This window comes from Timaviella obliquedivisa GSE-PSE-MK23-08B, from assembly GCA_019358855.1.
Lineage (GTDB): Bacteria > Cyanobacteriota > Cyanobacteriia > Elainellales > Elainellaceae > Timaviella > Timaviella obliquedivisa.
In genome coordinates this window covers 266,961-290,747 of sequence record JAHHII010000004.1, presented here as the reverse complement: position 1 = coordinate 290,747, position 23,787 = coordinate 266,961, and the positions used below count along the sequence as shown (strand labels likewise).

Genomic DNA, 23,787 nt, shown 5'->3' with positions numbered 1-23,787 from the left:
AATTAGCGATCGCCAATATCCTAAAAAGACACACTCTACCGTTAATTTTATGCAACCTACCTTATTCCACCTGGCATTCCCAATTAGCAATATTGCCCAAACCAAAACCTTCTACGCAGAAGGTTTGGGCTGTCAGGTCGGGCGAGAGAACGCCAACTCAGTCATTCTAAATCTCTATGGACACCAACTCGTTGCCCACATGACCCATGAGCCACTGGCACCGCAGCGAGGCGTATATCCTCGGCATTTTGGATTAGTGTTCACGGCTAAAACAGATTGGGAAACCTTGGTGAAGCGATCGCAGCATCAAGAATTAAAATTCTACCAAATGCCCAAACAACGCTTTGTCGATTCGCCATTAGAACATTACACTTTTTTTTTAGAAGATCCTTTTTATAATTTACTGGAGTTTAAGTTTTACGTTCACGCTTCCGCAATTTTTGGAGAAGAAAGCTGTGCTCAAATTGGCGACCCTCGCGGTAACGGCGAAGCCGATCGCCCCTAGCTCCAAACCCTCCCCATTCATGTCACTACAACAAAAAATCAGGTTCTATTTGGAAGACATTGAAACCCCAGTGGGACGATGGATTAATCTGGGTATTACCGGACTAGTGCTCATCTCTTCCGCAATCTTTGTAGCAGAGACTTATGCCATCCCAACTCATATTCGCTTTTATTTAGATAGCCTAAACCAAATTATCCTAGCTCTGTTCTCCATCGAATATCTGTTGCGTCTTTGGAGCACTGAACGGAGGATTCACTATGTCTTTAGCCTCTACGGGGTAATTGATCTTCTTGTAATTCTCCCGTTCTTGTTAACGACTGTCGATATTTCCTTCATCCGAATCTTTCGTTGGTTCCGAGTTCTTCGCCTAATTCGCTTTGTTGAAGGAAGAACTATTTTTGGTTACATCAGCCGAGAAGACAGCGTTATATTTATCAGAATTCTGTTCACATTATCTACTATTGTTTTCGTGTATTCTGGCTTAATTTATCAAGTTGAACATTCTGTCAACCCTGATCAGTTCAACACGTTCTTAGATGCCATTTACTTTTCGGTTGCAACCATGACCACGGTAGGATTTGGCGACATCACACCAATTTCAGAAGTAGGTCGATTATTGACAGTGCTGATGATTTTAACGGGCATTGCCCTGATTCCCTGGCAATTAGGAGACTTGATTAAACAGTTGGTTAAAACCTCTAAACAAATCGAAATTCGCTGTGATTGTGGTTTAGCAGCGCATGATGCTGATGCTCAATACTGTAAGTCTTGTGGCAATACGTTACTCACAACTGGGTTATCTTGTGAACTCTCCACTCAAAAGATTCTTTATCCTACAGAAAATCACACCTCTAAGCCTTGATACTTCTCAGCCCTAAACTATAAAAATCCTCGACCTTTTTGGACAGTCGAGGATTTTTAACGCTGAAGATGAGTTGGATTTACACAGCGTTCTGGCGGTACCAGGCGATCGTATTGCGTAAACCTGCCTCAAAGCCCACTTCAGCCATAAAGCCAAACGCTTGCTTTGCTCGTTCCGTATCCAAACAGCGTCGAGGCTGACCGTTAGGTTGGTGAGTTTCCCAAACAATTTCCCCTTGATATTCCATCAAGTTGCAGATCAAGGTAATCAAGTCCTTGATTGTGATCTCGATACCTGTTCCCAAATTCACGGGTTCACCATTGCTATAAAGCTGAGTGCCCATCACAATCCCTCGTGCCGCATCAGTCGAATACAGGAACTCGCGGGTAGGGCTACCATCGCCCCAAACCGGAATTTGTTTGTCGCCCCGTTGCTGTGCCTCGTACACCTTGCGAATCAGTGCTGGAATCACGTGAGAACTGCGAGGATCGAAGTTATCTTCAGGGCCATACAGATTGACGGGTAAGAGGTAAATGCCATCGAAACCATACTGCTGCCGATAGGCTTGAAGTTGCACCAACAGCGCTTTCTTGGCAATACCGTAAGGTGCGTTTGTTTCCTCAGGATAACCATTCCAAATATCGTCTTCTTTAAAGGGAACGGGGGTAAATTTGGGGTAGGCGCAAATGGTACCGACACAGGTAAACTTCTTCACGCCTGCTTCGTATGCAGCATGAATCAGTTGAGTGCCCATCATCAAGTTGTCGTAGAACAACTCGGCAGGCTTTTCACGGTTTAAGCCGATGCCGCCAACGTGGGCTGCCAGATGAACGACAATATCTTGTTGATCCACGGCGCGCTGACAGGCTTCCATCTGACGGAGATCGTAATCGCGCGATCGCAACACAGTAAATTTGCTGGGGTCGGCTCCTGCCTGACACAACTGGTCTATTACCTGCCGACCGAGAAACCCAGCACCACCTGTCACCAAGATGCGCTGATTTTTTAATTCAAGTGGAGTTGAGGTCATAGCTTTTAGGAGGTAAGGAGGACTAAGCCATCAGGCTGACGCTATGGCGAACAGTTGCATTATCAGAAGTCGATTGAATGGTATGTCCGTTGAGAGGAACTAAACCTAGAGCTTTGAGGTCAGCTTCAACCATTAAATAAACGAGTTGTTCAAAAGTAACTGAAGGCTCCCAGCCCAGCTTTTGCTTAACTTTTGCAGGATCACCAATTAACAGTTCTACTTCGGCGGGGCGGAGATAGCGAGAATCAAATTCTACATAGTCGTGCCAATCTAGATTGACATAACCAAAAGCAAGGTCGAGAAATTCGCTAATGGCATGGGTTTCGCCAGTTGCCACTACATAGTCATCGGGAGTTTCTTGCTGCAACATCAACCACATAGCCTGTACATAGTCTTTGGCGTAGCCCCAATCGCGCTTAGATTCCAAGTTACCCATGAAAAGTTTCTTTTGTTTCCCAGCAACAATGTGGGCAACCGCCCGAGTAATTTTGCGAGTTACAAAGGTTTCGCCCCGTCGAGGCGACTCATGGTTAAACAAAATGCCGTTACAAGCAAATAGGTTATAAGATTCTCGGTAGTTCACTGTTTGCCAATGGGCATAAACCTTGGCACAGGCATAAGGACTTCGAGGATAAAAAGGCGTGTCCTCCCTCTGAGGAACTTCTTGCACTTTCCCATACATTTCTGAAGATCCAGCTTGGTAAAATCGCACTTCAATCCCTGTTCGGTGCTGATAATCTCGGATTGCTTCTAACAAGCGCAGGGTACCCATCCCAACTGCATCAACAGTGTATTCAGGTGAGTCAAAACTAACCCGAACATGTGACTGCGCGCCCAAGTTATAGATCTCAGTGGGTTTAACGTCTTCTAAAATGCGGCGCAGCGTCGTGCCATCTGTTAAATCTCCATAATGTAAAAATAGACGAGCGCTTTCCTCGTGGGGATCATCATAGATGTGATCAATGCGATCGGTGTTAAAGGTTGAGGTTCGGCGAATAATGCCATGAACTTCGTAACCCTTATCCAACAAGAGTTCGCTCAAGTAGGAGCCGTCTTGACCAGTAATTCCTGTGATCAGTGCGCGTTTCTTCTGCGTCATGCTTGGTATGCCTTCTGAATTGCTTAGAGAGTAGCAATAGATATCCGAGGAATCTCTATTTTTAGACGTGCTTAAAGCTACATAGTTGTAGCAAGCAAGGTTAGAATTTTTTGAACTGATGGGTTAAGAAGCCGATAGTACTCTTTATAAAGTCCAATAGGCTCTTTAAAGGCTCAATTTTTTTAAAACCCATTAGTAAAATATTCATGCCAGGACACGCATATCCTGCCCATAATTCTTATTTAACCTTCCCCTGGCTCAGGCTAAGCTAACTAAAGCTCAGCTTTCCAGTGATCATGCAATAGAATATCAAATCCGGATGGTTTCTTAGTTTTTCATTAAGGATTGACTGATTCAAGAAACAGGACTTGTGCAAAATCACCTAATATGGCATGTGGGAGATCTTGATAATGGCATCATGCAATTTATAGACCAAGCAGAAATTCAGGTTAAAGCAGGGGATGGAGGCGATGGAAAAGTCGCATTTCGTCGAGAAAAATATGTACCCGCCGGAGGTCCAGCCGGAGGGAATGGAGGGCTAGGGGGTTCGGTGATCCTGAAGGCGGTCGATAACTTGCAGACTTTGCTCGACTTTCGCTACGCCCACATTTTCAAAGCAGAGGATGGCGAGCGCGGGGGGTCAAAAAATATGACGGGTGCTTCAGGAAACGATCGCATCATCGAAGTTCCTTGTGGCACAGTGGTTTACGATGCCAATACCGACGAGGTGATCGGCGATTTAGTCAGCACCAACCAAACTCTCTGCATTGCGTCAGGTGGCAAGGGTGGACTAGGGAACAAGCATTTTCTCAGCAACAGCAATCGCGCCCCCGAACGGGCATTACCCGGATTACCTGGCGAAGAGCGATTTATTCGCCTGGAACTGAAGCTACTCGCAGAAGTTGGCATTATTGGGCTACCCAACGCTGGAAAGTCAACTCTGATTTCTGCTCTATCAGCGGCGCGTCCCAAGGTGGCAGATTACCCATTTACAACTCTGGTGCCCAACTTGGGTGTCGTGCAGAAGCCCAGCGGAGATGGCACCGTTTTTGCAGATATTCCTGGGTTAATAGAAGGTGCGCACTTGGGAACAGGATTAGGGCACGACTTTCTTCGGCACATTGAACGGACGCGGGTACTGCTGCACTTAGTAGATGTGACCCAGGAAGCGCCGATTGAAGCTTACCAAACGATTCAGGCAGAACTGATGGCATACGGACGAGGTTTGCCAGAGCGTCCGCAAATTGTGGCACTGAGTAAAATAGACGCGATCGCCCCTAATGACCCGCTCGTAGAAGATCTCAAGGCTCAATTGGAAGACCTTAGTGGCTGTCCAGTATTCGTCATTTCTGCGGTGGCAAGGGTAGGATTAGACCCTCTGTTGCAGCAGGTTTGGCAAGTTTTAGATGCGGAAACAGAAGCTCAGAGGGCGATCGAGGCGCAGCTTGTAGAAGCGCTACAAACGACGTAACCCAGAAGGAAATCATTGTGTTTGAGAACAAATCCATTTTTTTAGCAGGAGCCAGCCGAGGCGTAGGGAGAGAAATTGCTCAGATCCTGACAAGAGCTTGTCAGGTCAAAGCCTTGTTGCGAACCGATGCTGCTCAAGCTGAATTAGAAAGCTTAGGCATTAAGACCGTTAGAGGCGATGCTCTCAATTCTACAGAGCTAGAGGCAGCCATGCTGGCAGAGCCTGTTTGGGCAGTAATTAGCACCGTCGGCGGACTTCCTAAAGACGGAGAGCGGGCAGATTACTTGGGTAACAAAAACTTAGTTGATGCAGCACTTAAAGCAGGTGTGCAGAAGTTTATTCTGGTCTCTTCCATTGGCAGTGGAAATAGCGCGATCGCCTTGCCTCCCGCAGCCCTAGAAACTTTGCGTCCTGTCTTGATTGAGAAAGCGCAGGCAGAGCAGTACCTCATTAGCAGCGGCTTAACCTATGTCATTATTCGTCCTGGTGGGCTGAAGTCTGAATCTGCTACAGGAAACGGTGTATTAACGCCTGATCCAACGATCGCCGGAACCATTCACCGACCTGATGTAGCCAGACTTGTCTGCCAATGCCTAGAGTCCGACCGAGCAGACAACCGGGTGCTGTCGGCGGTCGATCGCCAAATGACCTATGGGCAAGCAGACTTTGAAACTTTAAGCTTTTCCTAAAATGCCTTTAAACAAGCGCCGCTGATGCGATCGCGCTCGACCCAACCTTTGGTTGGTTCACTTACCCGATACCACCCTTGCTGCTCTCCCACGACTATGACCTGAGCCGCAGAACCTTGCTGTGTCCAAATGCTAGCCATGCTCTTTAAAGTAGGAGCCTGATGAATTTTAAGCGGTAGCTGAGGCTGGCTAACTATAGCCGTACAGTGAGTAGAAGAATGCCATTGTTTAGAGATAGCCAAGGCGATCGAAGGAAGTAACTCCATCACAAATGGAGTGATCCCAGCCGTCACAATACCGATTACAACCCAACCCTTCCAAGAAACCTGAGATTCCGGCATCTGCCCCTCCAAATCTGTCGTGAAGCTACTTTGTCTGCAGCCTGCGTTGATTGATGCAATTAAGAATGACTCCCTACCGATCGCAACCTTTATCCACGCGTCTAGCAATAGCTCTGATGCGTGGCAAAGCGCTATCTGTAAAGGCTCTGTAGTGAGTACAAGCGTCAGCCGAAAACGGATTGAGTTTATGAAGTCAAATTTCCTCTGATTTCTCTTATGCCGTTTGTGATCAGAAGTACTTACAACAATATCTATGAAACTGACGAGCCGTTGCGTTTGTCTAGGTAGGGCTTTCTTAAAGGTATAGCTGCTTCAGGGTATTGTGGCGATGCCCAAATTTCACGCTAGGATCAATAGGTATAGATATGGAAGGAGTCCCAGAATGTTTTTAACTGAAATAACCCCTCTGGTCAAAGAGTTAGTCGGTCAGCCTATAGCGTTTTTAGGTGGCTTTGTTTCTGGGTTGCTGCGCCTGAATTTATCCGACGATCCTGTTAAAAGCTGGTTAGATCAACATACGTCTACTACAGGAACAGCTACGTACGCTAATGGTCGTTCCGGACCCCAATCGATCGATATTGACTGATAATATATGACTAATATTGACTAATACTGGCTAAGCCTGCTCATTACGCTAGCTGCTTAAGGCTACATGCACTATTGCTACATAGACTACCCATGCAAAGGTGCAAGCAATTCGTCCATCCAAAGTTCGACTTGTAAGTAAAGGCGATTAGAAGCTAGAGTCTCAGGCATGTTTACGATCGCTCTTTGGTAGTCAGCGATCGCACAGTTCCAATCTCCGTAAAGATGATGAGTTCTACCGCGCTCTGCATAGATATGCCCTTTCAGGCAACCTAAGTGGAGCGCCAGATCGAAGCTTTCGATCGCCCGTTCATACATCTCCAAATCCCGAAACGTAATACCCTGATTAATCCAGGCACGAATGTTCGCAGGATTCAAATCTAGCGCCATATCGTAGTCCAAGATTGCTTCTAAGAATTGTCCTTGCGCGGCGTGGTAGTTCGCCCTATTGTTGTATGCTCCATCCAGACGCGGGTTTAGCTCAATAGCGCGGCTATAATCTGCAAATGCTTCATCTCGTCGTCCGCTCTGAAAGTAGGTTAAGCCACGGTTGCTATAATCAGTTGCATTAAGGGGGTTACGCTCAATAAGCTGGGTAAAAAGGGCGATCGCCTCATCATAGTGACCCATCTTAGCCTTCGCTAAACTCCTTTGGCGTAGCATCAAATCAGACTCTGGTTTGAAAACTAAGGGTAACAATTGCGAAGGACTAGAATGATTTCTGTGGGACTTGGGCTGCCAACGCTTATGGGTAGAGCCACCTGCATGAGACTTCGTTTCCATGACTCTGGTCAATCGTCTTGTATGCTTGCTTTGACCCGTAAAAGAGCTAATGTCCATATCGTCCTCACAACGTTTAGAGCCTAATGAATAATGAATCTGCTATTAGAACCCTTATAAGCAGTGTCTAGTGCTTCGGTTTTCTACAAGGGTTTCTATATGTCACTTAATAAGGTGTCCGCCTTACGAAAGTAAGGTTGAAAGTACTGAAATCTCCAAAAAGCTGAAAATATCGGTTTAGGGTACAGGTGAAGAGGAACCAGAAGAGAATAAGTACGTTTCAAAAGGACAATAAATTCTACGTCCAACGAAAGCCACTACTATTTCCAGTAGTATTACGGAAAAGCTTCGACTGCTTTGTGAACCTTTCCGGAATAACTCACCTTTCCTGCATAAAGGCATGATGAATTTTGAAAAGCTTTAGAGAATCTTGGAGGGTTAGGAATCGTTGGAAAATAACTTCAGTCGTTCTTGCTTCTTCCTACGTTGTAGGCTTGACATATAGGAAGAAAAGCATTCTGACTAAGTATCTGATTAAATCAGCTGATTTAACAAAACTTTATTCTGGTAGTCCAGTATTTTATACTACGCAAAGTGGATGTTAAGGAGTGAAAACATAATGTCGGAGGCAATAAAGCCCCTGACTGTGCCGAGACAGTTGTTAGGTCCGCCGGGTGCTTTTAACCCAACGCTGATAGTTTTTCTACTAGCAGTGTTAATGGCAGTCTTTTCGACCCTAGGCTACTGGTACTGGGATTGGTTGGGCTGGTGTTGTTTCGTGATTAATACGATCGCCCTTCATCTGGTGGGTACGGTCATTCACGATGCTTCACATAATGTGGCGCATAAAAACCGCATCATGAATTCAATTCTGGGGCATGGGAGTGCGTTAATGCTGGGGTTTTCCTTCCCAGTATTTACTCGTGTCCATATGCAGCATCACGCAAATGTCAACGATCCCGAGAATGATCCTGATCACTATGTCTCTACGGGTGGTCCGCTTTGGCTGATCGCAGCGCGTTTCTTCTATCACGAGATTTTCTTCTTTAAAAGAAAACTATGGCGAAAATATGAACTCCTTGAGTGGTTTCTTGCCCGCTTGGCAGTCGGTGTCGTGATTTATCTGGCAGTTCAGTATGACTTTTTAGGGTACGTTTTCGATTTCTGGTTTTCCCCAGCCTTGGTGGTAGGACTAGCTTTAGGACTATTTTTTGACTACTTACCTCATCGTCCTTTTCAAGAACGCGATCGCTGGAAAAATGCCAGAGTCTACCCTAACTCCATCCTCAATATTTTGATTATGGGTCAGAATTACCACTTAATTCATCATCTCTGGCCCTCTATCCCTTGGTACAACTATCAACAGGCTTATCGAGACATCCAACCTTTGTTAGATGCCAAAGGCTGTCATCAGTCTTTAGGGCTGCTGAAAGGGAAAGACTTTTGGAGTTTTATTTATGATTTGTTTTTAGGAATTCGATTTCATGGTCATAAGAGTGAACCATCACCAGACTCTGAGCAGTTGGTACGATCGATCGCTTCAAAGTCTTCCCCCGAGAAAACTTAGGAACTAGGGAATTAAAACCAACTTCAAACAACCTTTTGATCGGGGCAAGGCACTCTTGCCCCGCTTTTTAAGATGCCTGAGCCAAAGTTGCTCCTTGCAGTTTTTGAGTGTTTTCTACCAAGCTCCGAGCAAATGAATCAAATCGTTGGGCGAGTTTGTTATCTAGCAGTTCACCATCTTTTCCAAACGCCTGCCAAGCTTGCCCGATCGCCACTTGCTCAGGAATAGTCCAAGCATGAACCCAGCGAAGAATAGTGCGCAAATCGTTGAGCGCATTGCTGTTGGGTTGCCCACCTAAGACACTAATCAGCCCTGTTACTTTGCCTGAAAGTTCTTCAAATCCCATCAGATCAAGGGCATTTTTGAGGACACCACTGACACTGCCATGGTATTCGGGTGTCGCTAAAATCAGACCATCAGCGGCTTTAACCGTTTGACTCAGCTTTGCCACATCAGGATATGCAGAGTAATCATCACCGCCATCACAAAAGGGAAGATGAAGTGATCGCAAATCCACAATTTCCACGTCAGCCCCCAGATCTGCAACTTTTTGCACCGCAACTTTCAATGCTTGCTGACTATAAGAACCTTCCCTCAAACTTCCCACAATCCCAACGATTTTCACCATAGATCCCTCTGCGATTTTGATAAAGAGACAGACTTATTTCCTCTATCTTAGCAAGGCGAAGTCGATATGACTACGATTTAGGTGAAAGATCTGCCTCCAATAGTTAAGATGAGAAGAGTACACTGGTATTTGAAGTTCAAAAATCTTGTTGATAACTCTTCCTATATCGTTACGTTGAGGTCAAATCCTTGGCTGAGAACTAGCATGGAAGAACCACGTCCTGGTAGAGATCAAAAGGTAAGTGAAGTTTATGAAGCAGGCTGAGCAAAAAATATCGAGGTTCTCTCTTCGGGGTGTTAAGCGCAGAACAGGTTCACAATTGACTGGTGCTGCAACTGTACTCTGGCTAGTATTGCAAAGTGTAATAGGCAGTCCAGTTTTAGCGCAGGCAAACGCTCCGAAGGAACAGCAGCAGGCTCTTAGTTACAGCGATTTGCTCCGTAAGATTGAAGCGAGCGAAGTCAATAGAGTTGAAATTGACCCGGTGCGTAACGTGGCTCTTGTGCAGCTCAAAGGCAAGCCACGGGAAACCGCTCCTTTAGAAGTGCCTTTATTTTTAGGCGATCGCAATCCTGAGTTAGTTGCCCTTGCTCGGACAAAAAATGTTGAGCTAAGTGTTCAACCTTCTACCGACGGTAGCGCCGTCACTGGCTTTATTCTGAATGGGTTGTTGATTTTTGTGCTGGTTATGGCGCTGCTGATGTTCCTGCGACGTAGTGCAGGTTCTTCAGGGCAAGCCATGAGTTTTGGCAAGTCGAGGGCACGGTTTCAAATGGAAGCCAAAACAGGCATTATGTTTGACGACGTGGCAGGCATTGAAGAAGCGAAGGAAGAGCTTCAAGAAGTCGTGACCTTTTTGAAAAAGCCAGAGCGATTCACCGCTGTGGGCGCGAAGATTCCTAAGGGTGTGTTGTTAGTAGGGCCTCCAGGAACCGGGAAAACCCTGTTGGCTAGGGCGATCGCCGGAGAGGCAGGCGTTCCTTTCTTCAGTATTTCGGGTTCTGAATTTGTGGAAATGTTTGTGGGGGTTGGCGCTTCTCGCGTTCGGGACTTGTTTAAGAAGGCAAAAGAAAACGCGCCCTGCATTATTTTTATTGATGAAATTGATGCAGTGGGTCGGCAGCGAGGTGCTGGGATTGGGGGTGGCAATGATGAGCGCGAACAGACCCTTAACCAATTATTGACTGAAATGGACGGGTTTGAGGGCAATACAGGTATTATTATTATTGCTGCAACTAACCGTCCAGATGTACTAGACTCGGCGCTGCTACGTCCGGGTCGGTTTGATAGGCAGGTGATGGTAGACTTACCGACCTACAAGGGTCGCTTGGGCATTCTGGAAGTTCATGCTCGTAACAAAAAGCTAGACCCAGAGGTCTCGATGGAGGCGATCGCTCGTCGTACTCCTGGCTTTTCGGGAGCAGAGCTTGCCAATATGCTCAACGAGGCGGCTATTTTGACGGCTCGACGGCGCAAAGATGCTATCAGTGGGCTTGAGATTGATGACGCGATCGATCGCGTTACCATTGGTCTTACCCTAACGCCGCTGTTAGACAGCAAAAAAAAGCGACTGATTGCTTATCACGAGGTTGGTCATGCGCTGCTAATGACTCTCCTGCCAAACACTAACCCCCTTGATAAAGTCACTATTATTCCTCGTTCGGGGGGCATTGGTGGCTTTGCCAAGCCTTTACTGAGTGGTGAAGACATGCGGATTGACAGCCGCAGCGAAATTCTCGATCGCATCACGGTCTCTTTAGGCGGGCGAGCCGCTGAGGAGGAAGTGTTTGGTCATGACGAAGTGACAGATGGAGCGGCAGGCGATGTTCGCAGTGTTGCTAGTATTGCTCGTCAGATGGTGACTATCTACGGAATGTCTGATCTGGGACCGATCGCTTTAGAAGGCGGTGGCGGAGAAGTGTTTTTAGGACGAGATTTAATGAATCAATCGTCTGAGTGTTCAGAAGAAATGGCAACAAAGATCGATCGCCAGATCCGCGAAATTGTTTTTCGTTGTCATGCCGAAGCTCGTCGTCTGATTAAGGAGAATCGTCCTCTCGTCGATCGATTAGCTGAAGTTCTACTGGATCAAGAGACGATTGAAGGAGAGCAGTTTAGGCAATTGGTAGCAGAATACGCAGATCTACCTGAAAAACAGGAATTGGCGGCTCAAAACGTCTAAGCGATAGATTTGTAGCGATAGATTTGTCGTTTTATCCTACTTTGGTGAACGCTTGCCCAAGTTGCACTTGAGTAAGCGTTCATACTTTTTATAGAGATTGTTTGGACTTCTCAAGCAATCTCTATTTTTTGCACTGTTCGGACTAATAGATGACTGAGATCCCCTAGAACTAGCTACTCAGCATTTTCGGAGCTTTGAACCTCTTGACTGCCTTTAGTCACTTGTTGTCAACCTTGACATACGGGAAACAATAGATCTGTTTTTTTACAGCAAAGTTTTCAGCCACATATTTACTTTTGACCACAGGAAGAGACTTTAAGCTGCAAAAACTCCGTAGAGCTACTTAGGCTATAGGCTTAAACTCGGTATATTTTAGGGTGACTTGTTTAGGCACTTACTTGCTTACTGGAACTGATTAAAGAAAGTTCCTGAGTAAATAAAACTATGCCTAGTCAGCCCATTGGAATCAGCCTTGGACAGGCTGCTGCAATTCCTAGCAGTACAGCCTTTAGAGATAAAGTAAGTTCTAGAAACCCGAGCGATGTATTTAGTTTTAATTTGACCAATCCTGGTGTGCTAAGCATTAGATTCAAAAGTTTGGGGCGATCGGCAAGCCTCAATCTGATTCGAGATCTCAATCAAAACGGAGTGGTTGAAGCCGATGAAGTTTTTCAAACTCTGTCATCCAAATCGAAGAGAGTTGGAAAACTTGATTTGGCAGATTTGGCACTAGGGACTTACTACCTGCAAGTTACTGCCCAGGGTAGCAGCCCGTACCGGTTGAAGCTATCGGCAGCGGCGGCAGGCAGTGCAGAAACTAAGAGCGTGCAGAGCTTTACAGGACAGGTCGTAAAACTTACTAATCAATTTCGTGCCAAGAATGGACTTGCACCGCTCGCCCTTAATGCCAAGCTCAGTCAGGCAGCACAAACTCATAGCCGAAATATGGCGACTCAAGACTTTTTTAGTCATGTTGGCAAAGACGGCTCTTCAGTAGGCGATCGCGTCTCCAGAGTAGGCTACGACTGGCGCACTGTGGCAGAAAACATTGCAGCAGGGCAAAGTACGCCCAGTGAAGTCGTTAACTCTTGGATTGATAGTTCTGGACATCGAGAAAATATTCTGAATACCACTATCAAAGAAATTGGGGTAGGGTATTTCTTTCTAGCTCAAGATACTGGAACTACTAACTACAACGCTTACTGGACTCAGAGTTTCGGTAAGTCTTAGGTCGGAACGCTAGATAGACAAAAGGCGGAATTCCTAAGATTCCGCCTTTCTAAATAAATATAAGCCTACGAATTAATTATTCGCTGACTCCAAGTTTCATGTCCTTGCCCTTTGTCCAAAGCATTCGCCGCTTTTTGGGAAACTTGACTCCGACTGCTCGGTGGAAATCTTCCTGCACCTTGTAAGTAAGACAACGAGAGACTTGTCGAACAATTTGATTGAGGAGGCGATCGCCCGTCGATTGAATCAAAGTTCTCGGCATAGCATGAATAAAGCGAGGAAACTGGAGCGTGACCTGCAAACTTAATTCCCACTCCACGTGGGTCACTGGCTCAGATGCCTGACCATTTGCGACTTCAGTGAGTTGCATCGCTGCCTGAAAATCAACATCGTACCCTGGAGCTTGATACCCTGGAATCGGAATCGTTTGAATGCGATAAACATCCTGATCTTGAGGCAGCAAGTCTAGCCCTACCTTAGCTTCCACTTCATATCCAAACGCCCCAAATCTTCCTACTGTCAAGTCGTAACCGTTGGCTCCAATAGGAACTGCTTTCATGGGTCGAGCAGACTGAGGAAACCAACTCCGATGGGCATCTAAATAACTTGCAACTGTTTGGGCGTTGGTGTACATTTCCATGCAGCTTTCAAAGTTGCCATGAAAACTGATAGGCTGTTGCTCCTGGGTTAGGAGTTCTTGATTGTCCTGCGCTTCGAGCAAACCGGAAGTTGCCCCAAAGACGGTGGGTGTGGTTTTGAAAGCGTTTTGTTCAGCCGGATTTGCCTGCATACGAAGTCTTCCTAAAAATCGTCTTGAATCGAGTTGCGTCTCTCCAACTGACGGGTTGGCTCGTTAATAGCTAAGGTCTGGAGCCTAGTCTAGCAGCCTATCGAGAGAAGGGGCAGATTGCAACGTACTCAGCATATCTTGCAAAATTGCTACAGAGTGATGATTGATATACGTAGAAAAGAATCTAATCTACGCCTTTCTGTTGAGGTGTCTCAATTGATTTACTGAAACACTAAGAAGAAGTATTTTTCCAGAGAGAGTAATAAAAAACACTCTTTTCTACTAAGTAAAAGATAGGAACTGCCAAAGTTCTTTACTTAAACTTTCAGGTTTATTTCGTAATGAATAGTGGATTCATTACAATCCATTAAGGATCTTAACTAAAAGATTAACATCAACCTTCAGTAATCAAGAAATATAGGGGTAGTTTATGAAAGCTTTTGTAGCAGGGGCAACAGGTGAGACAGGTCGGCGGATTGTTCAAGCTTTGGTAGAACGCCAGATTCCGGTAAGGGCTCTGGTACGAGATCTTGAAAAGGCAAGAGCAATGTTGCCTGCTGAAGCAGAGTTAGTGGTAGGAGATGTGCTGAAGTTAGAGAGTTTAAGGGAGGCGATCGCAGACTGCACAGTTATTCTTTCTGCCACAGGCGCAGCCCCAAGTTTTGACCCGACAGGGCCCTACAAAGTAGATTATGAGGGCACGAAAAACTTAGTGGATGTTGGCAAAGAAAAAGGCATTCAGCAGTTTGTCATGGTTTCTTCGCTCTGTACTTCCTTACTCTTCCATCCGCTCAACTTATTTTGGCTAATTTTGGTTTGGAAAAAGCAAGCTGAGGACTATTTACAAAAAAGTGGTGTGCCCTACACAATTGTCCGACCCGGCGGCTTAAAGAATGAAGATAATTCAGATCAAATTGTTATGACTGGCGCAGACAAACTATTTGATGGCAGTATTCCTCGTACGAAGGTTGCCCAAGTCTGTGTTGAGGCACTGTCTCAGCCTGCCGCCCGCAATAAAGTGGTTGAAATTGTGGCGAAACCCGACAGTCCGGCTCAACCTCTTGAGGCTTTATTTGCAGCGGTTTAGGTTAGGGTCGAAGAAGTGAGGATATGATGAATAACAATTTGTAGTCGTACCTATCATTGCATCCCACCGTGACTTCTAATAGCAAAAAGTCGGAGAATCAATGTCCTCTTGCCAACAAACTCGTTGCCAGCAGCCCTGTTACAACTGCCGCTGAATCTTCTTCGGGAGTTTGGTGGTGTTTGATTAGCTGTTCAGCACTTGTGCTGATTGCAGGATGGACGGGTGGACTACGAGGGATTTCGTGGCGGCAGATGATACCCTTCAACGAACCTCAAGGGAATGGTTCTCCGATTCCTTTGGTCATGAAGGGGGGTGATCCCTATATTCGGGCAATGATGCGAACAATTTCAGCGAGTGAGGCAAGTGGCGATCGCCCCTATTCCTTACTCTATGGTGGAGAACACATTGCTAACCTCAGCAACCATCCTGATCAATGTGTTCGCATCATAACAGGACCTAATTTAGGCGACTGCACGACTGCCGCCGGACGTTACCAAATGCTCAGCAGTACGTGGTTAGACAAAGCCCAGTCATACCATCCTCAGCCCCCGTTTTTGCCTTGGGAAAGCTACAGCTTTGTGCCAGAGTATCAAGATGAAGTCACCTATCGATGGCTCAGCGACCCCCAAGCTTGGGGTGCTGACTTGTCTCAAATGCTGAGAGAGGGCAGGGTCAATGAAGTTCTTCGCATTCTTTCGCCCACTTGGACAAGTTTGGGCTATGGTATCGAGACGAATTCGGTCAGTAACGACCTTCCCCAAATTTATGAGCAAATGCTACGGGAAGAGCTTTAATCACTTTGACCCTAAGTTCATACGTCGTTAGATGTCTCTAACTGAGCCACGTACTCCCGAAACCGATCCATATCTGCTTGAAGCGTCGACTCTACAATTCTTCCTAAAAAAAGCCCATCCATGAGCTTTCCTAAAATTCCTGGAATAGCATATCCTACGGTCAGCTTGACGATGCTGCTCTCACCACGATCGTAAAATCTTACTGCTCCTCGGTTAGGCAGCCCATCTACAGATTCCCATTGCATAATCTGGTTGGTGATGAGCCGAGTAATTTTAGACTGCCACCGAAAATCAAGTCCGCCCGAGGCTAGTTTCCACTGAGAAAGTTCTGGATTGTCTTCCAGCACTTTCACCGACTCGATCCATTTCATCCAACGCGGCATTTGCTCCAGGTCAGACCAAATTTTCCAAGCGCGATCGATGGGAATTGCCACTTCTACTTGAACCGTGTGTTCTAGCCAGTCAGTCATAAGAGATTAAAGAATGAAGGAAAAATCAGGAAAATATGTTCAAAGGAATTTTCTACATTATGAAGCAGGTTTAGATCGCTCAGTGTTATTCATCTTTATAGGTAACAAACAATACAATATACCGCATACCCTGATTTTCATTAATACTTGAACAACCCTGTCCCTTCCACTGTGTATCCTGTTCCTTCTAGAATCTTTGCGGCGGCTTGTTTCCCCGAAATTGTAGCGCCCTCCATGCTGTCGATGTAGTCTTGTTGGGTGTAGCTGCCTGCAAGGAAGAAGTTTGAAACGGGCGTTTTTTGAGGAGGACGGTAGGGATCTAAACCAGGTGCTTCGCGGTAGAGAGATTGGGCAAGTTTAACAACATTGAACCAAGTCATCTTGAGTTTCCGAGCGGAGGGAAAGAGGTCATGAACTTGCTGAAGTGCATGGTTGGCGATGTCTTCGTTACTCATTTTGATGAATGGATCGCCAGGAGTCAGCACCAGCTGAATGAGTGAACCTTGACCTTCGCGGTAGTAGTCTTTGGGGCTACTAAGGGCGAGATCGGAGAAGCAAGAGAAGTCGGCATCGGCACTGTAGAGCAGGTTATTAATTCCGGCTGCGTGTTCGACTTGATGGCGTTGGTCTGCATCGTTTAGTTCTGTGACCCAGCCATCAAATCGAAGCTGAACAGTAGCTACGGGAACGGCTTCTAATTTATAAATATTGTCGAACTCTTTCCACTTTCGCCATTCTTGAGGCAGCAGTCGCTGAATGCCAGGGACATCACAGGCGGCGGTATAAACATCGGCGGTGATGGTTTCTTCGGTGTCGCCGTTGGCAATGACTAAACCAGTGACGCGCACTGCTTCGGGGAGACTGTCAGGGTCGGCTTCAAACAAAATTTGGCGAGTTTGGCGGCGGATGTGGAGTTTTGCGCCCCGTGCTTCTAAATAATTGATGATGGGCTTGAGCAGGTATTCGGCGGGAGAACCTGCCAGCAAGTTGAGGCGTGAGGCTTCGGTTTTGGTGGCGAACATCAAAAAAATGGTCAGCATACAGCGGGCGGAAATCTCTTCGGTGTCGATGAAGCCCAGAGCAAGGGCGATCGGATCCCACATTCGCTTCAGGCTATTTTGGGAGCCGCCATGACTGCGAAACCAATCGGCAAAGCTAACGTTGTCGAGCGCCCGAATCATTTTCATGGCAACGTCGAAGTTGATTAAGCCGGGAACGATCGGGCTGGTGCCCAGGGCGATCGCATTCTGCACCTTATCTTGCACAGTCAATTGCCCAGTCGTAAAAAATGCCTTCAGCCCATGGAAGGGAGCGCCCACTAGAAACCGAAAGTCAAGCGTGCTGATTTCTCCACCTCGGTTTACAAAGGTGTGAACATGCGCTTTGGGTAAGAGGTTTTCCCAGGCTCCCACTTTCTTCATTAGAGCAAACAGGTTGTAGTAATTATTGAAAAAGACGTGCAGTCCCATTTCGATATGGTTACCGTCTGAGTCAACCCAACTCCCAACTTTGCCTCCCAAAAACGGACGAGATTCAAAAATTTCTACTTCATGTCCGGCATCGACTAGCTCAACGGCACTTGCCAAACCCGCCAAACCTGCTCCAATAATTGCAACTTTCATCCGCTAACGGTTCCTGCTCAGATTCTTCACATATTTTAATGGAAAGTGTTGAGGGTTTTACGCCGGACGTTACGCAAAATGTAACAGTTGCGAAAGCGCCTCAATGATTAGCCATACTAGCGGGTAAGAAGCTACCTGTAATCCCTCTATGAATTCCGTAAACCGTACTCAATTCAAGCCTATGTGGTTTGGGGCGTTGATTGCCAGTGCCGTGTTAGCAAGTTGTGCCTCGGCTCCTCAAACAGCTACTTCTGGAGCCCCTGCTTCTGCCCCAATGAGCGAGGCTTTGAGTCAGAATTCTGTGGGGACAGATGTCTCTGCAAGTGCCCCAGCATCGCTCCGCTCGGCTTTGCCATTATCGCAAGTGCAGCCTCAACTCATCAAGACAGCAAACCTCCAACTAACAGTCAAATCAATTATCACTAGCATTGACCAAGCGAAGGCGATCGCCCAACAGCAGCAGGGCAATATTTTGAACCTGCGCGATGAAATTCCGACCGATGGTAATAGCCATCGGACTGCATCGGTGCAAATCCGGGTGCCTCAAGCAAAATTAGATGCTGCCTTGCAGGCTTTGAAAGCCTTAGGCAGTCTCGATCGCCAGTCCATTACTGCGGAGGATGTTTCAACTCAGTTAATCGATTCGCAGGCGCGGTTAAAGAATTTGCGGAAGACAGAAGCGACGCTGCTAGAGATTATGGAGCGATCGGGCGGGGTCAGTGATGTATTGAAGGTGGCGCAAGAACTGAGCAATGTACGGAATCAGGTTGAGCAAATCACCGCTCAGTTAACGGCACTGCAAAACCAAGTAGCTTATTCTTCTGTGCAGTTAAATCTAGTTGAGGTGACGGCTTCAGCGCGATCGCAGCCTGCTGTAGGTGCGCAAATCAGCAATACCTGGGAAAGTGCAACCTCTTCTTTTGGCAAATTCACCGTTGATTTACTTCAGCTAGGAATCTGGCTAATGGTTTACAGTCCCTACTGGTTGCTGTTGGGGGCGATCGCTACTTTGGGTTACACACGCTTTAAAGTTCGTTCTGTGCAAAGTAATCCAGAACAGCGTTAGAGGTTGTCTGAGAAGTCTAGATTGCTATCCAATCCGCCCCCCCCAAATCCCCCATTTTGGGGGACTTTGAAGAAGGAGTGGCTCAGAAGTCCCCCAAAATGGGGGATTTGGGGGCGAGTGTAAGAATCTTTGATACTTCTCAGACATCCTCGTAAAGAAAAGACAGGAAAGGTTATTTTTTGCTTTTCACTTTGGATTGGCGTTTTCCTTTGGCGGGCTTGGGTTCATTTTGGCTAGAGGAAACTCGCTCTGAGGCGATCGGTAGAGTGAAGTGAAACTGACTGCCCTGATCGCGTCCCAAAGACTCTGCCCAGATTTGTCCGCCCAAATTGCGGATAATTTGCCGACAGATGGCAAGTCCTATGCCAGTGCCGCCTGCGGTGCGGCGGAGGGCACCTTCTTCTTGGTAGAAGCGTTCAAATACGGTTTCTAGACGGTTGGGTTCAATGCCGCGTCCCGTGTCTGTGATAGTGATTTCTAGCATTTTGCCGCCGTTGGGTTTAGCTTCAATCAAAACTTCGCCTTCGGGTTCAGTAAACTTGCAGGCATTGTCTAATAGCTTGGAGATGACTTCTACGAGCCACTCCCCGTCGGCTTGAACGAGGGGGAGTTCTAAAGGGACTTGAGCCCGAATGTGAGGCAAGCTTTGTTGGGTGGGACGGGTGTGGATGCTGCTGAGGGCAAGGCTGACACATTCGTCTAGAGAGATGGGTTCGAGGTGCCATTCAACCCGACCGCTCTCTAGGCGCGACAGAATTAAAAAGTCTTGAATTAACTTTCGCATTCGGTCAGCATCGGTTAATGCCGTGTCTAGCATGACTTGGCGCAGTTCGGGGATCATGTCGGGTTCGCTAGCGAGGCTTTCAAGACAGACCTGAATGGTGGTGAGGGGCGTACGCAACTCGTGTCCTGTAATGGCAATGAGGTTGCTGCGGGTGCGTTCGAGGGCTGCGAGTTGCTGGTTCAGGTCTTCCAGGTTGGCGTAGGATTCGGCTTGAATCAGTGCAACGCCGAGTTGAGTGGCAACGGCTTCAATGAGTGTAATTTCGTCGTGCGTCCAGACGTGTGGGGAAACTTGACAATGATGTAATTCAACAATGCCTAGCAGTCGCCCTTGATAGAGGATAGGAACCATTAGCCAAGAACGAATTTGCCAACGTTCAAGACGATCGCTCATCGTCGAAAAGTCAACTGACCCATTTTCTTTTGCCCGAGTATCGGCAATTGCCAGACTTTCTTGGCGCTGTGCTGCCACTTGAAATAGCGGGTTGTTGACCAATGACCAAGTTTGTCCCATTAAAGAAGACAAGGTATCATCAGCCAGAGCCTCGTAAGTAATGACAGTGCTGGTATCTGTAGATTTGCAGGGGTAGATCAAACAACGACAACTTTGGGTTGCTTGCCCTATTTCTTTAACGGCGACCTTGAAAATCTCGTTGGGGTCAAGCGATCGTCGAATTGCCGACGTAATAGAGTTAGTCAATCGTTCTCGGCGCTCTTGCGAAGCGATGGAACGATAGGCTTTTTGCAACTTATATTGACTCGCTTGAATGTACGTCATCAGTCGTTGCGCAAATGGATCAGGGTCAACTTCTTGAGACTGCTGAGAAACTTCCCCCAAAAACTCCTGTTTTGCTTGCTCAATCTTTTGCCAAAGTTCGGGGCGATAGACCAAAATTCGATCTAGCAAAATATCTGCGGCATGGTAGCTGACCTGGCGATCGAACGTCCAGATGCCTTCAAAGCGACGGGTTTGATCCATTGCAGGCGGCTCGGTCGTCACCCGTTCAGTTACAAGATTTTTACGCTCCTGACAGACCAAACAAGCTGCGTATTTTTGTCCAATGACAACCAAATGCCACTCTTGGCTGAGCTGATCGCTCGGGTCAAAGGCGATCGCCTCATATTCTCGCGACTCATTTGTGAAGCTAGTTTCGGGTGCAGCTAAAACATATACTTGCCGAGTGAGTGCTGCAATTCGCGAATAGCGATTCGCTTCCTGGCGGTAAAATCGTTCTCGTTGAAAACTGGCAATGACTAACGGCAACTGAGCCGCCCCACCTGCCAAAACTTGATCCTCCATTGCGTGAGACAAAGCCGTTAAAGAAGATTTGAAGTAAAGCTGGGGGCGTAGCTGAGGCGAGCGTTTGAGTAGCTCGTCCAACACAGAAGTTTGAATGCTCATTGAATGCTAGTCATGGATGCCAAGAATTTCAGATGCCAAGAATGCCAGATGCCAGTCGTTACTTCTAACCAGAAGTCCTCATCATAGATTTCTGATAAGAGCCAATTAGAAATGCAGCATCACTTTCGCTATGCTTCTTTATTATCTCGTTATCTTCGTCCCTTTTCTCGGTAAAGTGGCAGTATGGATGACAACGACGACTTAACAGTCCTTAACACTACCCTTGAACTTGATCCCCTCGACCACGTGGGCACAGTGGGTAGTGAGGAAGCGATCGCCAAACCTGACCCAGAGGAGATGTTGCGTCTGTTAGAGTCACCAACTCAGGCGCAACGAATTCTTGCCGCCAGAGCTTTTTGCGAATTAGAAGACTCACGGGCAATTCCCTATTTGATCGATCTCCTAACGGCTGCGTGTCCTCTCTTGCGGGTAAGCGCCGCCTATGGTTTAGGGCGAAACCCTAGCCCAACCGCAGTTGAGCCATTAATTGCTCAGCTTCAGCAAGATTGGAATGGTCATGCTCGTAAAGGCATTGTCTGGGCATTGGGCAATAGCCGCGATCGCCGTTCTCTAGAGCCTCTGATCGATGCCCTCAAGACGGATATTCCTGCTGTGCGTCTATGGGCAGCCACTGCGCTGGCACAGATGGCAGTCATTAGCTACGAGGCAATGATTGCCACCATCCCACCTTTAATTCAAGGACTGCGCCGAGATGCGATCGCGGCAGTACGGAGTAATTGCGCCTGGTCACTTGGTCAACTCTGTCGAGAGCTACCGTCTAACGTGGTATATGCTACGGCGATCGATGCCTTAATTGAAGCTTTTGCTGAAGATGAAGAACTAGGCGTTCGGGAAGATGCTCGTTCTGCCATGTTGAAGGTAGGCGACCCGCGAGGTCTGCAAGTCATTGAAGAAATTGAGCTAGAAGGACTGCTCTAAAGCTTAATGGTCTTCACCTGGCAACCTTCATCCGCTTTTTCTGCCGAAACAGCTAGTGCAATTCGTCACAGCATCAACCCATCAAAATCAACCCATCAAAATTACCGTGTCAAGGACATGAATAACGCCATTGTCCGCCTCAATATCAGCAGCAACAACAGTGGCGTTCTTTATTTCCAATGCGCCGTTGCAGTGAATTGGAATTGGTGAGCCTTCTACCGAAGTTACTACGCCTAGCTTAGCCAGGTCTGCCTGCATGAGTTTACCAGGCACGACATGAAATGTCAGAATGCGTGCCAGTTGGGGAATATTCTGCACTAACGTCGTGATGGTTCCGGGAGGCAACTTTGCAAACGCCTCATCATGGGGAGCAAAAACGGTGAAGGGCCCTGGACTTTTGAGCGTTTCTACCAACCCAGCTGCTTCCACAGCAGTTACCAGTGTTGTGAAAGAACCTGCACTAATCGCAATGTCCACAATATCTGCCATAGATTTTATCTCGCTAAAAAATAGGGAAAAAGCGTTGCTTGTATGGGGAAAGAGGTTGACATTTTAGACGGCTCACCAGGTTAGATAGCTCACCAGCATTGAGAGCATACTAAATTCAACACCCGTTCTGTTAGCAATCAACGCTGACTAGAAGGGAACTTTTGAAAACTTTTACTATTTCTAGTAAAAATAACTATACTCGATTTTCCATAGATAAAATTCACTTGTTTTAATATTTATGATAGTCTTATGTCTATAAATCCTCCACTGCTTAGCCACACGATCGCATAGGAAAAAGGGCAATGATTCACGCAACCTTACATCAACTCAAAGTTTTTGAAGCCACTGCCCGTCATAGCAGCTTTACTCGTGCTGCCGAAGAATTGTTTTTAACTCAGCCCACTGTCTCTATGCAGGTTAAGCAACTAACAAAGGCGATCGGGTTGCCGTTGTTTGAGCAAGTCGGCAAAAAACTATATTTAACTGAAGCCGGCAAGCAGCTTTTTTCTACCTGTGAAGAAATTTTTGTTAAGCTTGATCAATTTGAAATGACAATTGCTGATCTCAAAGGGATGAAGCAAGGCAAACTTCGGATTGCTGTGATTACTACTACCAAATACTTCATGCCTCGCCTTTTGGGGCCTTTTTGTCAGCTTTATCCTGGCATTGATGTCTCCCTGACAGTGACTAACCATGAACAAGTGATCGAGCGATTAGCTCACAACCAAGACGATCTCTACGTAATGAGCCAATTGCCTGAGAATATGGATGTCAAAGCCTATCCTTTTTTAGAAAATCCATTAGTAGTTGTGGCTCCTCGCAACCATCCTCTTGCCGAAGAGCATAATATTTCGCTGCAGCGCTTGGTCGAAGAAACCTTTATCATGCGCGAACCTGGTTCTGGCACTCGTCGTTCTTTTCAAAAACTTTTAGATACCCACAATCTGTCGGTGCGGGTACGGCTAGAGTTAGGCAGTAATGAGGCGATTAAGCAGGCGATCGCCGGGCAACTAGGGCTTTCTGTTCTTTCGCGCCATACTCTGACCTCCGATAGCGAAGAGCTAACTATTCTGGATGTTGAAGGCTTTCCCTTGCCCCGTCAGTGGTACATCGTTTCGCTCTCAGGCAAACGACTTTCTGTCGTGGCAACAGCCTTTCTAGAATACCTGCAAGAAGCTGCCGCTCAACTCTCTGCGGGAGGTTCTATGGCAGTCCCTGCATGGGCAAAGCGGCAAGCAGCATTGGAGAGAAATGCTGCCGAAATTAAGTAGAAGATGCAGATTTCTAAGCAAGAATTAAAAATCTGCATTTGTCTGGATATTTCAATGGACATAAGAAGAGCGATCGCTGATGCAATGGCTTTTCTTGTCGTCGCT

The 23,787-nt window shown here is 46.8% G+C and carries 23 protein-coding genes; 13 read left to right on the top strand and 10 right to left on the bottom strand.

The annotated features are described in order from the left end of the window. Nucleotides 1-49: 49 nt before the first annotated feature. Together KME11_09710 and KME11_09705 are read left to right on the top strand one after the other, a co-directional pair. On the top strand, nucleotides 50-505 hold the full coding sequence (locus tag KME11_09710; GenBank protein ID MBW4515488.1) for a glyoxalase: 456 nt from the start codon (nucleotides 50-52) through the stop codon (nucleotides 503-505). Nucleotides 506-524: 19 nt separating this feature from the next. Continuing rightward, the gene (locus KME11_09705) at nucleotides 525-1,367 is read left to right on the top strand and encodes an ion transporter (protein MBW4515487.1); all 843 of its coding nucleotides are present in this window, start codon (nucleotides 525-527) and stop codon (nucleotides 1,365-1,367) included. A gap of 79 nt (nucleotides 1,368-1,446) precedes the next feature. Here the strand turns inward: KME11_09705 and KME11_09700 are convergent, their stop codons facing one another. Together KME11_09700 and gmd are read right to left on the bottom strand one after the other, a co-directional pair. Then, nucleotides 1,447-2,397, bottom strand: coding sequence for a GDP-L-fucose synthase (locus KME11_09700; GenBank protein ID MBW4515486.1), 951 nt, complete (start codon nucleotides 2,395-2,397; stop codon nucleotides 1,447-1,449). A 22-nt stretch (nucleotides 2,398-2,419) separates the two neighbouring features. Next, nucleotides 2,420-3,496, bottom strand: coding sequence for a GDP-mannose 4,6-dehydratase (gmd, locus tag KME11_09695; GenBank protein MBW4515485.1), 1,077 nt, complete (start codon nucleotides 3,494-3,496; stop codon nucleotides 2,420-2,422). 418 nt (nucleotides 3,497-3,914) lie between these two features. Between gmd and obgE the strand changes: the two genes are divergently transcribed. After that, on the top strand, nucleotides 3,915-4,967 hold the full coding sequence (gene obgE, locus KME11_09690; protein ID MBW4515484.1) for a GTPase ObgE: 1,053 nt from the start codon (nucleotides 3,915-3,917) through the stop codon (nucleotides 4,965-4,967). A 17-nt stretch (nucleotides 4,968-4,984) separates the two neighbouring features. Further along, nucleotides 4,985-5,656: an SDR family oxidoreductase gene (locus KME11_09685; GenBank protein ID MBW4515483.1), complete on the top strand. Its 672-nt coding sequence runs from the start codon at nucleotides 4,985-4,987 to the stop codon at nucleotides 5,654-5,656. Here KME11_09685 and KME11_09680 read toward each other — a convergent pair. Beyond that, nucleotides 5,653-5,997: a hypothetical protein gene (locus KME11_09680; GenBank protein MBW4515482.1), complete on the bottom strand. Its 345-nt coding sequence runs from the start codon at nucleotides 5,995-5,997 to the stop codon at nucleotides 5,653-5,655. The two genes, KME11_09685 and KME11_09680, sit on opposite strands and share 4 nt — an antisense overlap. A gap of 382 nt (nucleotides 5,998-6,379) precedes the next feature. Between KME11_09680 and KME11_09675 the strand changes: the two genes are divergently transcribed. Further along, nucleotides 6,380-6,583, top strand: coding sequence for a hypothetical protein (locus KME11_09675; protein ID MBW4515481.1), 204 nt, complete (start codon nucleotides 6,380-6,382; stop codon nucleotides 6,581-6,583). An 86-nt stretch (nucleotides 6,584-6,669) separates the two neighbouring features. Here the strand turns inward: KME11_09675 and KME11_09670 are convergent, their stop codons facing one another. Beyond that, entirely contained in the window at nucleotides 6,670-7,422 is a 753-nt protein-coding gene (locus KME11_09670) for a tetratricopeptide repeat protein (GenBank protein MBW4515480.1), read from the bottom strand. Nucleotides 7,423-7,981: 559 nt separating this feature from the next. On the opposite strand from KME11_09670, the gene KME11_09665 reads away from it, so the two are divergent. Beyond that, on the top strand, nucleotides 7,982-8,929 hold the full coding sequence (locus KME11_09665) for a fatty acid desaturase (protein MBW4515479.1): 948 nt from the start codon (nucleotides 7,982-7,984) through the stop codon (nucleotides 8,927-8,929). 67 nt (nucleotides 8,930-8,996) lie between these two features. Here the strand turns inward: KME11_09665 and KME11_09660 are convergent, their stop codons facing one another. Beyond that, the gene (locus tag KME11_09660) at nucleotides 8,997-9,557 is read right to left on the bottom strand and encodes an NAD(P)H-dependent oxidoreductase (protein MBW4515478.1); all 561 of its coding nucleotides are present in this window, start codon (nucleotides 9,555-9,557) and stop codon (nucleotides 8,997-8,999) included. A gap of 250 nt (nucleotides 9,558-9,807) precedes the next feature. Here KME11_09660 and ftsH point away from each other — a divergent pair, with 250 nt between their 5' ends. Continuing rightward, entirely contained in the window at nucleotides 9,808-11,739 is a 1,932-nt protein-coding gene (ftsH, locus tag KME11_09655; protein MBW4515477.1) for an ATP-dependent zinc metalloprotease FtsH, read from the top strand. Between the two features lie 444 nt (nucleotides 11,740-12,183). Next, complete coding sequence (locus KME11_09650) at nucleotides 12,184-12,969, top strand: CAP domain-containing protein (protein ID MBW4515476.1); 786 nt, start codon at nucleotides 12,184-12,186, stop codon at nucleotides 12,967-12,969. A gap of 76 nt (nucleotides 12,970-13,045) precedes the next feature. On the opposite strand, the gene KME11_09645 is transcribed toward KME11_09650, so the two are convergent. Continuing rightward, nucleotides 13,046-13,759 carry a DUF1997 domain-containing protein gene (locus KME11_09645; GenBank protein ID MBW4515475.1) on the bottom strand — a complete coding sequence of 238 codons (714 nt, stop codon included), beginning with the start codon at nucleotides 13,757-13,759 and terminating at the stop codon, nucleotides 13,046-13,048. Between the two features lie 430 nt (nucleotides 13,760-14,189). Between KME11_09645 and KME11_09640 the strand changes: the two genes are divergently transcribed. Beyond that, complete coding sequence (locus KME11_09640) at nucleotides 14,190-14,846, top strand: SDR family oxidoreductase (protein MBW4515474.1); 657 nt, start codon at nucleotides 14,190-14,192, stop codon at nucleotides 14,844-14,846. Between the two features lie 251 nt (nucleotides 14,847-15,097). Next, nucleotides 15,098-15,640, top strand: coding sequence for a glycoside hydrolase family protein (locus KME11_09635; GenBank protein ID MBW4515473.1), 543 nt, complete (start codon nucleotides 15,098-15,100; stop codon nucleotides 15,638-15,640). Between the two features lie 17 nt (nucleotides 15,641-15,657). Here the strand turns inward: KME11_09635 and KME11_09630 are convergent, their stop codons facing one another. Both KME11_09630 and zds read right to left on the bottom strand, forming a co-directional pair. Continuing rightward, nucleotides 15,658-16,110 (bottom strand): SRPBCC family protein, encoded by a 453-nt coding sequence (locus KME11_09630; GenBank protein ID MBW4515472.1) that lies wholly within the window; start codon nucleotides 16,108-16,110, stop codon nucleotides 15,658-15,660. 140 nt (nucleotides 16,111-16,250) lie between these two features. Next, nucleotides 16,251-17,732, bottom strand: a complete 1,482-nt coding sequence (zds, locus tag KME11_09625; protein ID MBW4515471.1) for a 9,9'-di-cis-zeta-carotene desaturase — start codon at nucleotides 17,730-17,732, stop codon at nucleotides 16,251-16,253. A 148-nt stretch (nucleotides 17,733-17,880) separates the two neighbouring features. On the opposite strand from zds, the gene KME11_09620 reads away from it, so the two are divergent. Then, entirely contained in the window at nucleotides 17,881-18,798 is a 918-nt protein-coding gene (locus tag KME11_09620; GenBank protein ID MBW4515470.1) for a DUF4349 domain-containing protein, read from the top strand. 172 nt (nucleotides 18,799-18,970) lie between these two features. Here KME11_09620 and KME11_09615 read toward each other — a convergent pair whose 3' ends face one another. Then, nucleotides 18,971-20,983, bottom strand: a complete 2,013-nt coding sequence (locus KME11_09615; GenBank protein MBW4515469.1) for a GAF domain-containing protein — start codon at nucleotides 20,981-20,983, stop codon at nucleotides 18,971-18,973. 183 nt (nucleotides 20,984-21,166) lie between these two features. Here KME11_09615 and KME11_09610 point away from each other — a divergent pair, with 183 nt between their 5' ends. Next, nucleotides 21,167-21,922: a HEAT repeat domain-containing protein gene (locus KME11_09610; protein ID MBW4515468.1), complete on the top strand. Its 756-nt coding sequence runs from the start codon at nucleotides 21,167-21,169 to the stop codon at nucleotides 21,920-21,922. Between the two features lie 87 nt (nucleotides 21,923-22,009). Here KME11_09610 and KME11_09605 read toward each other — a convergent pair whose 3' ends face one another. Next, nucleotides 22,010-22,411, bottom strand: coding sequence for a fasciclin domain-containing protein (locus KME11_09605; protein ID MBW4515467.1), 402 nt, complete (start codon nucleotides 22,409-22,411; stop codon nucleotides 22,010-22,012). Nucleotides 22,412-22,713: 302 nt separating this feature from the next. Between KME11_09605 and KME11_09600 the strand changes: the two genes are divergently transcribed. Further along, nucleotides 22,714-23,682, top strand: coding sequence for a LysR family transcriptional regulator (locus tag KME11_09600; GenBank protein ID MBW4515466.1), 969 nt, complete (start codon nucleotides 22,714-22,716; stop codon nucleotides 23,680-23,682). Nucleotides 23,683-23,787 lie beyond the last annotated feature (105 nt).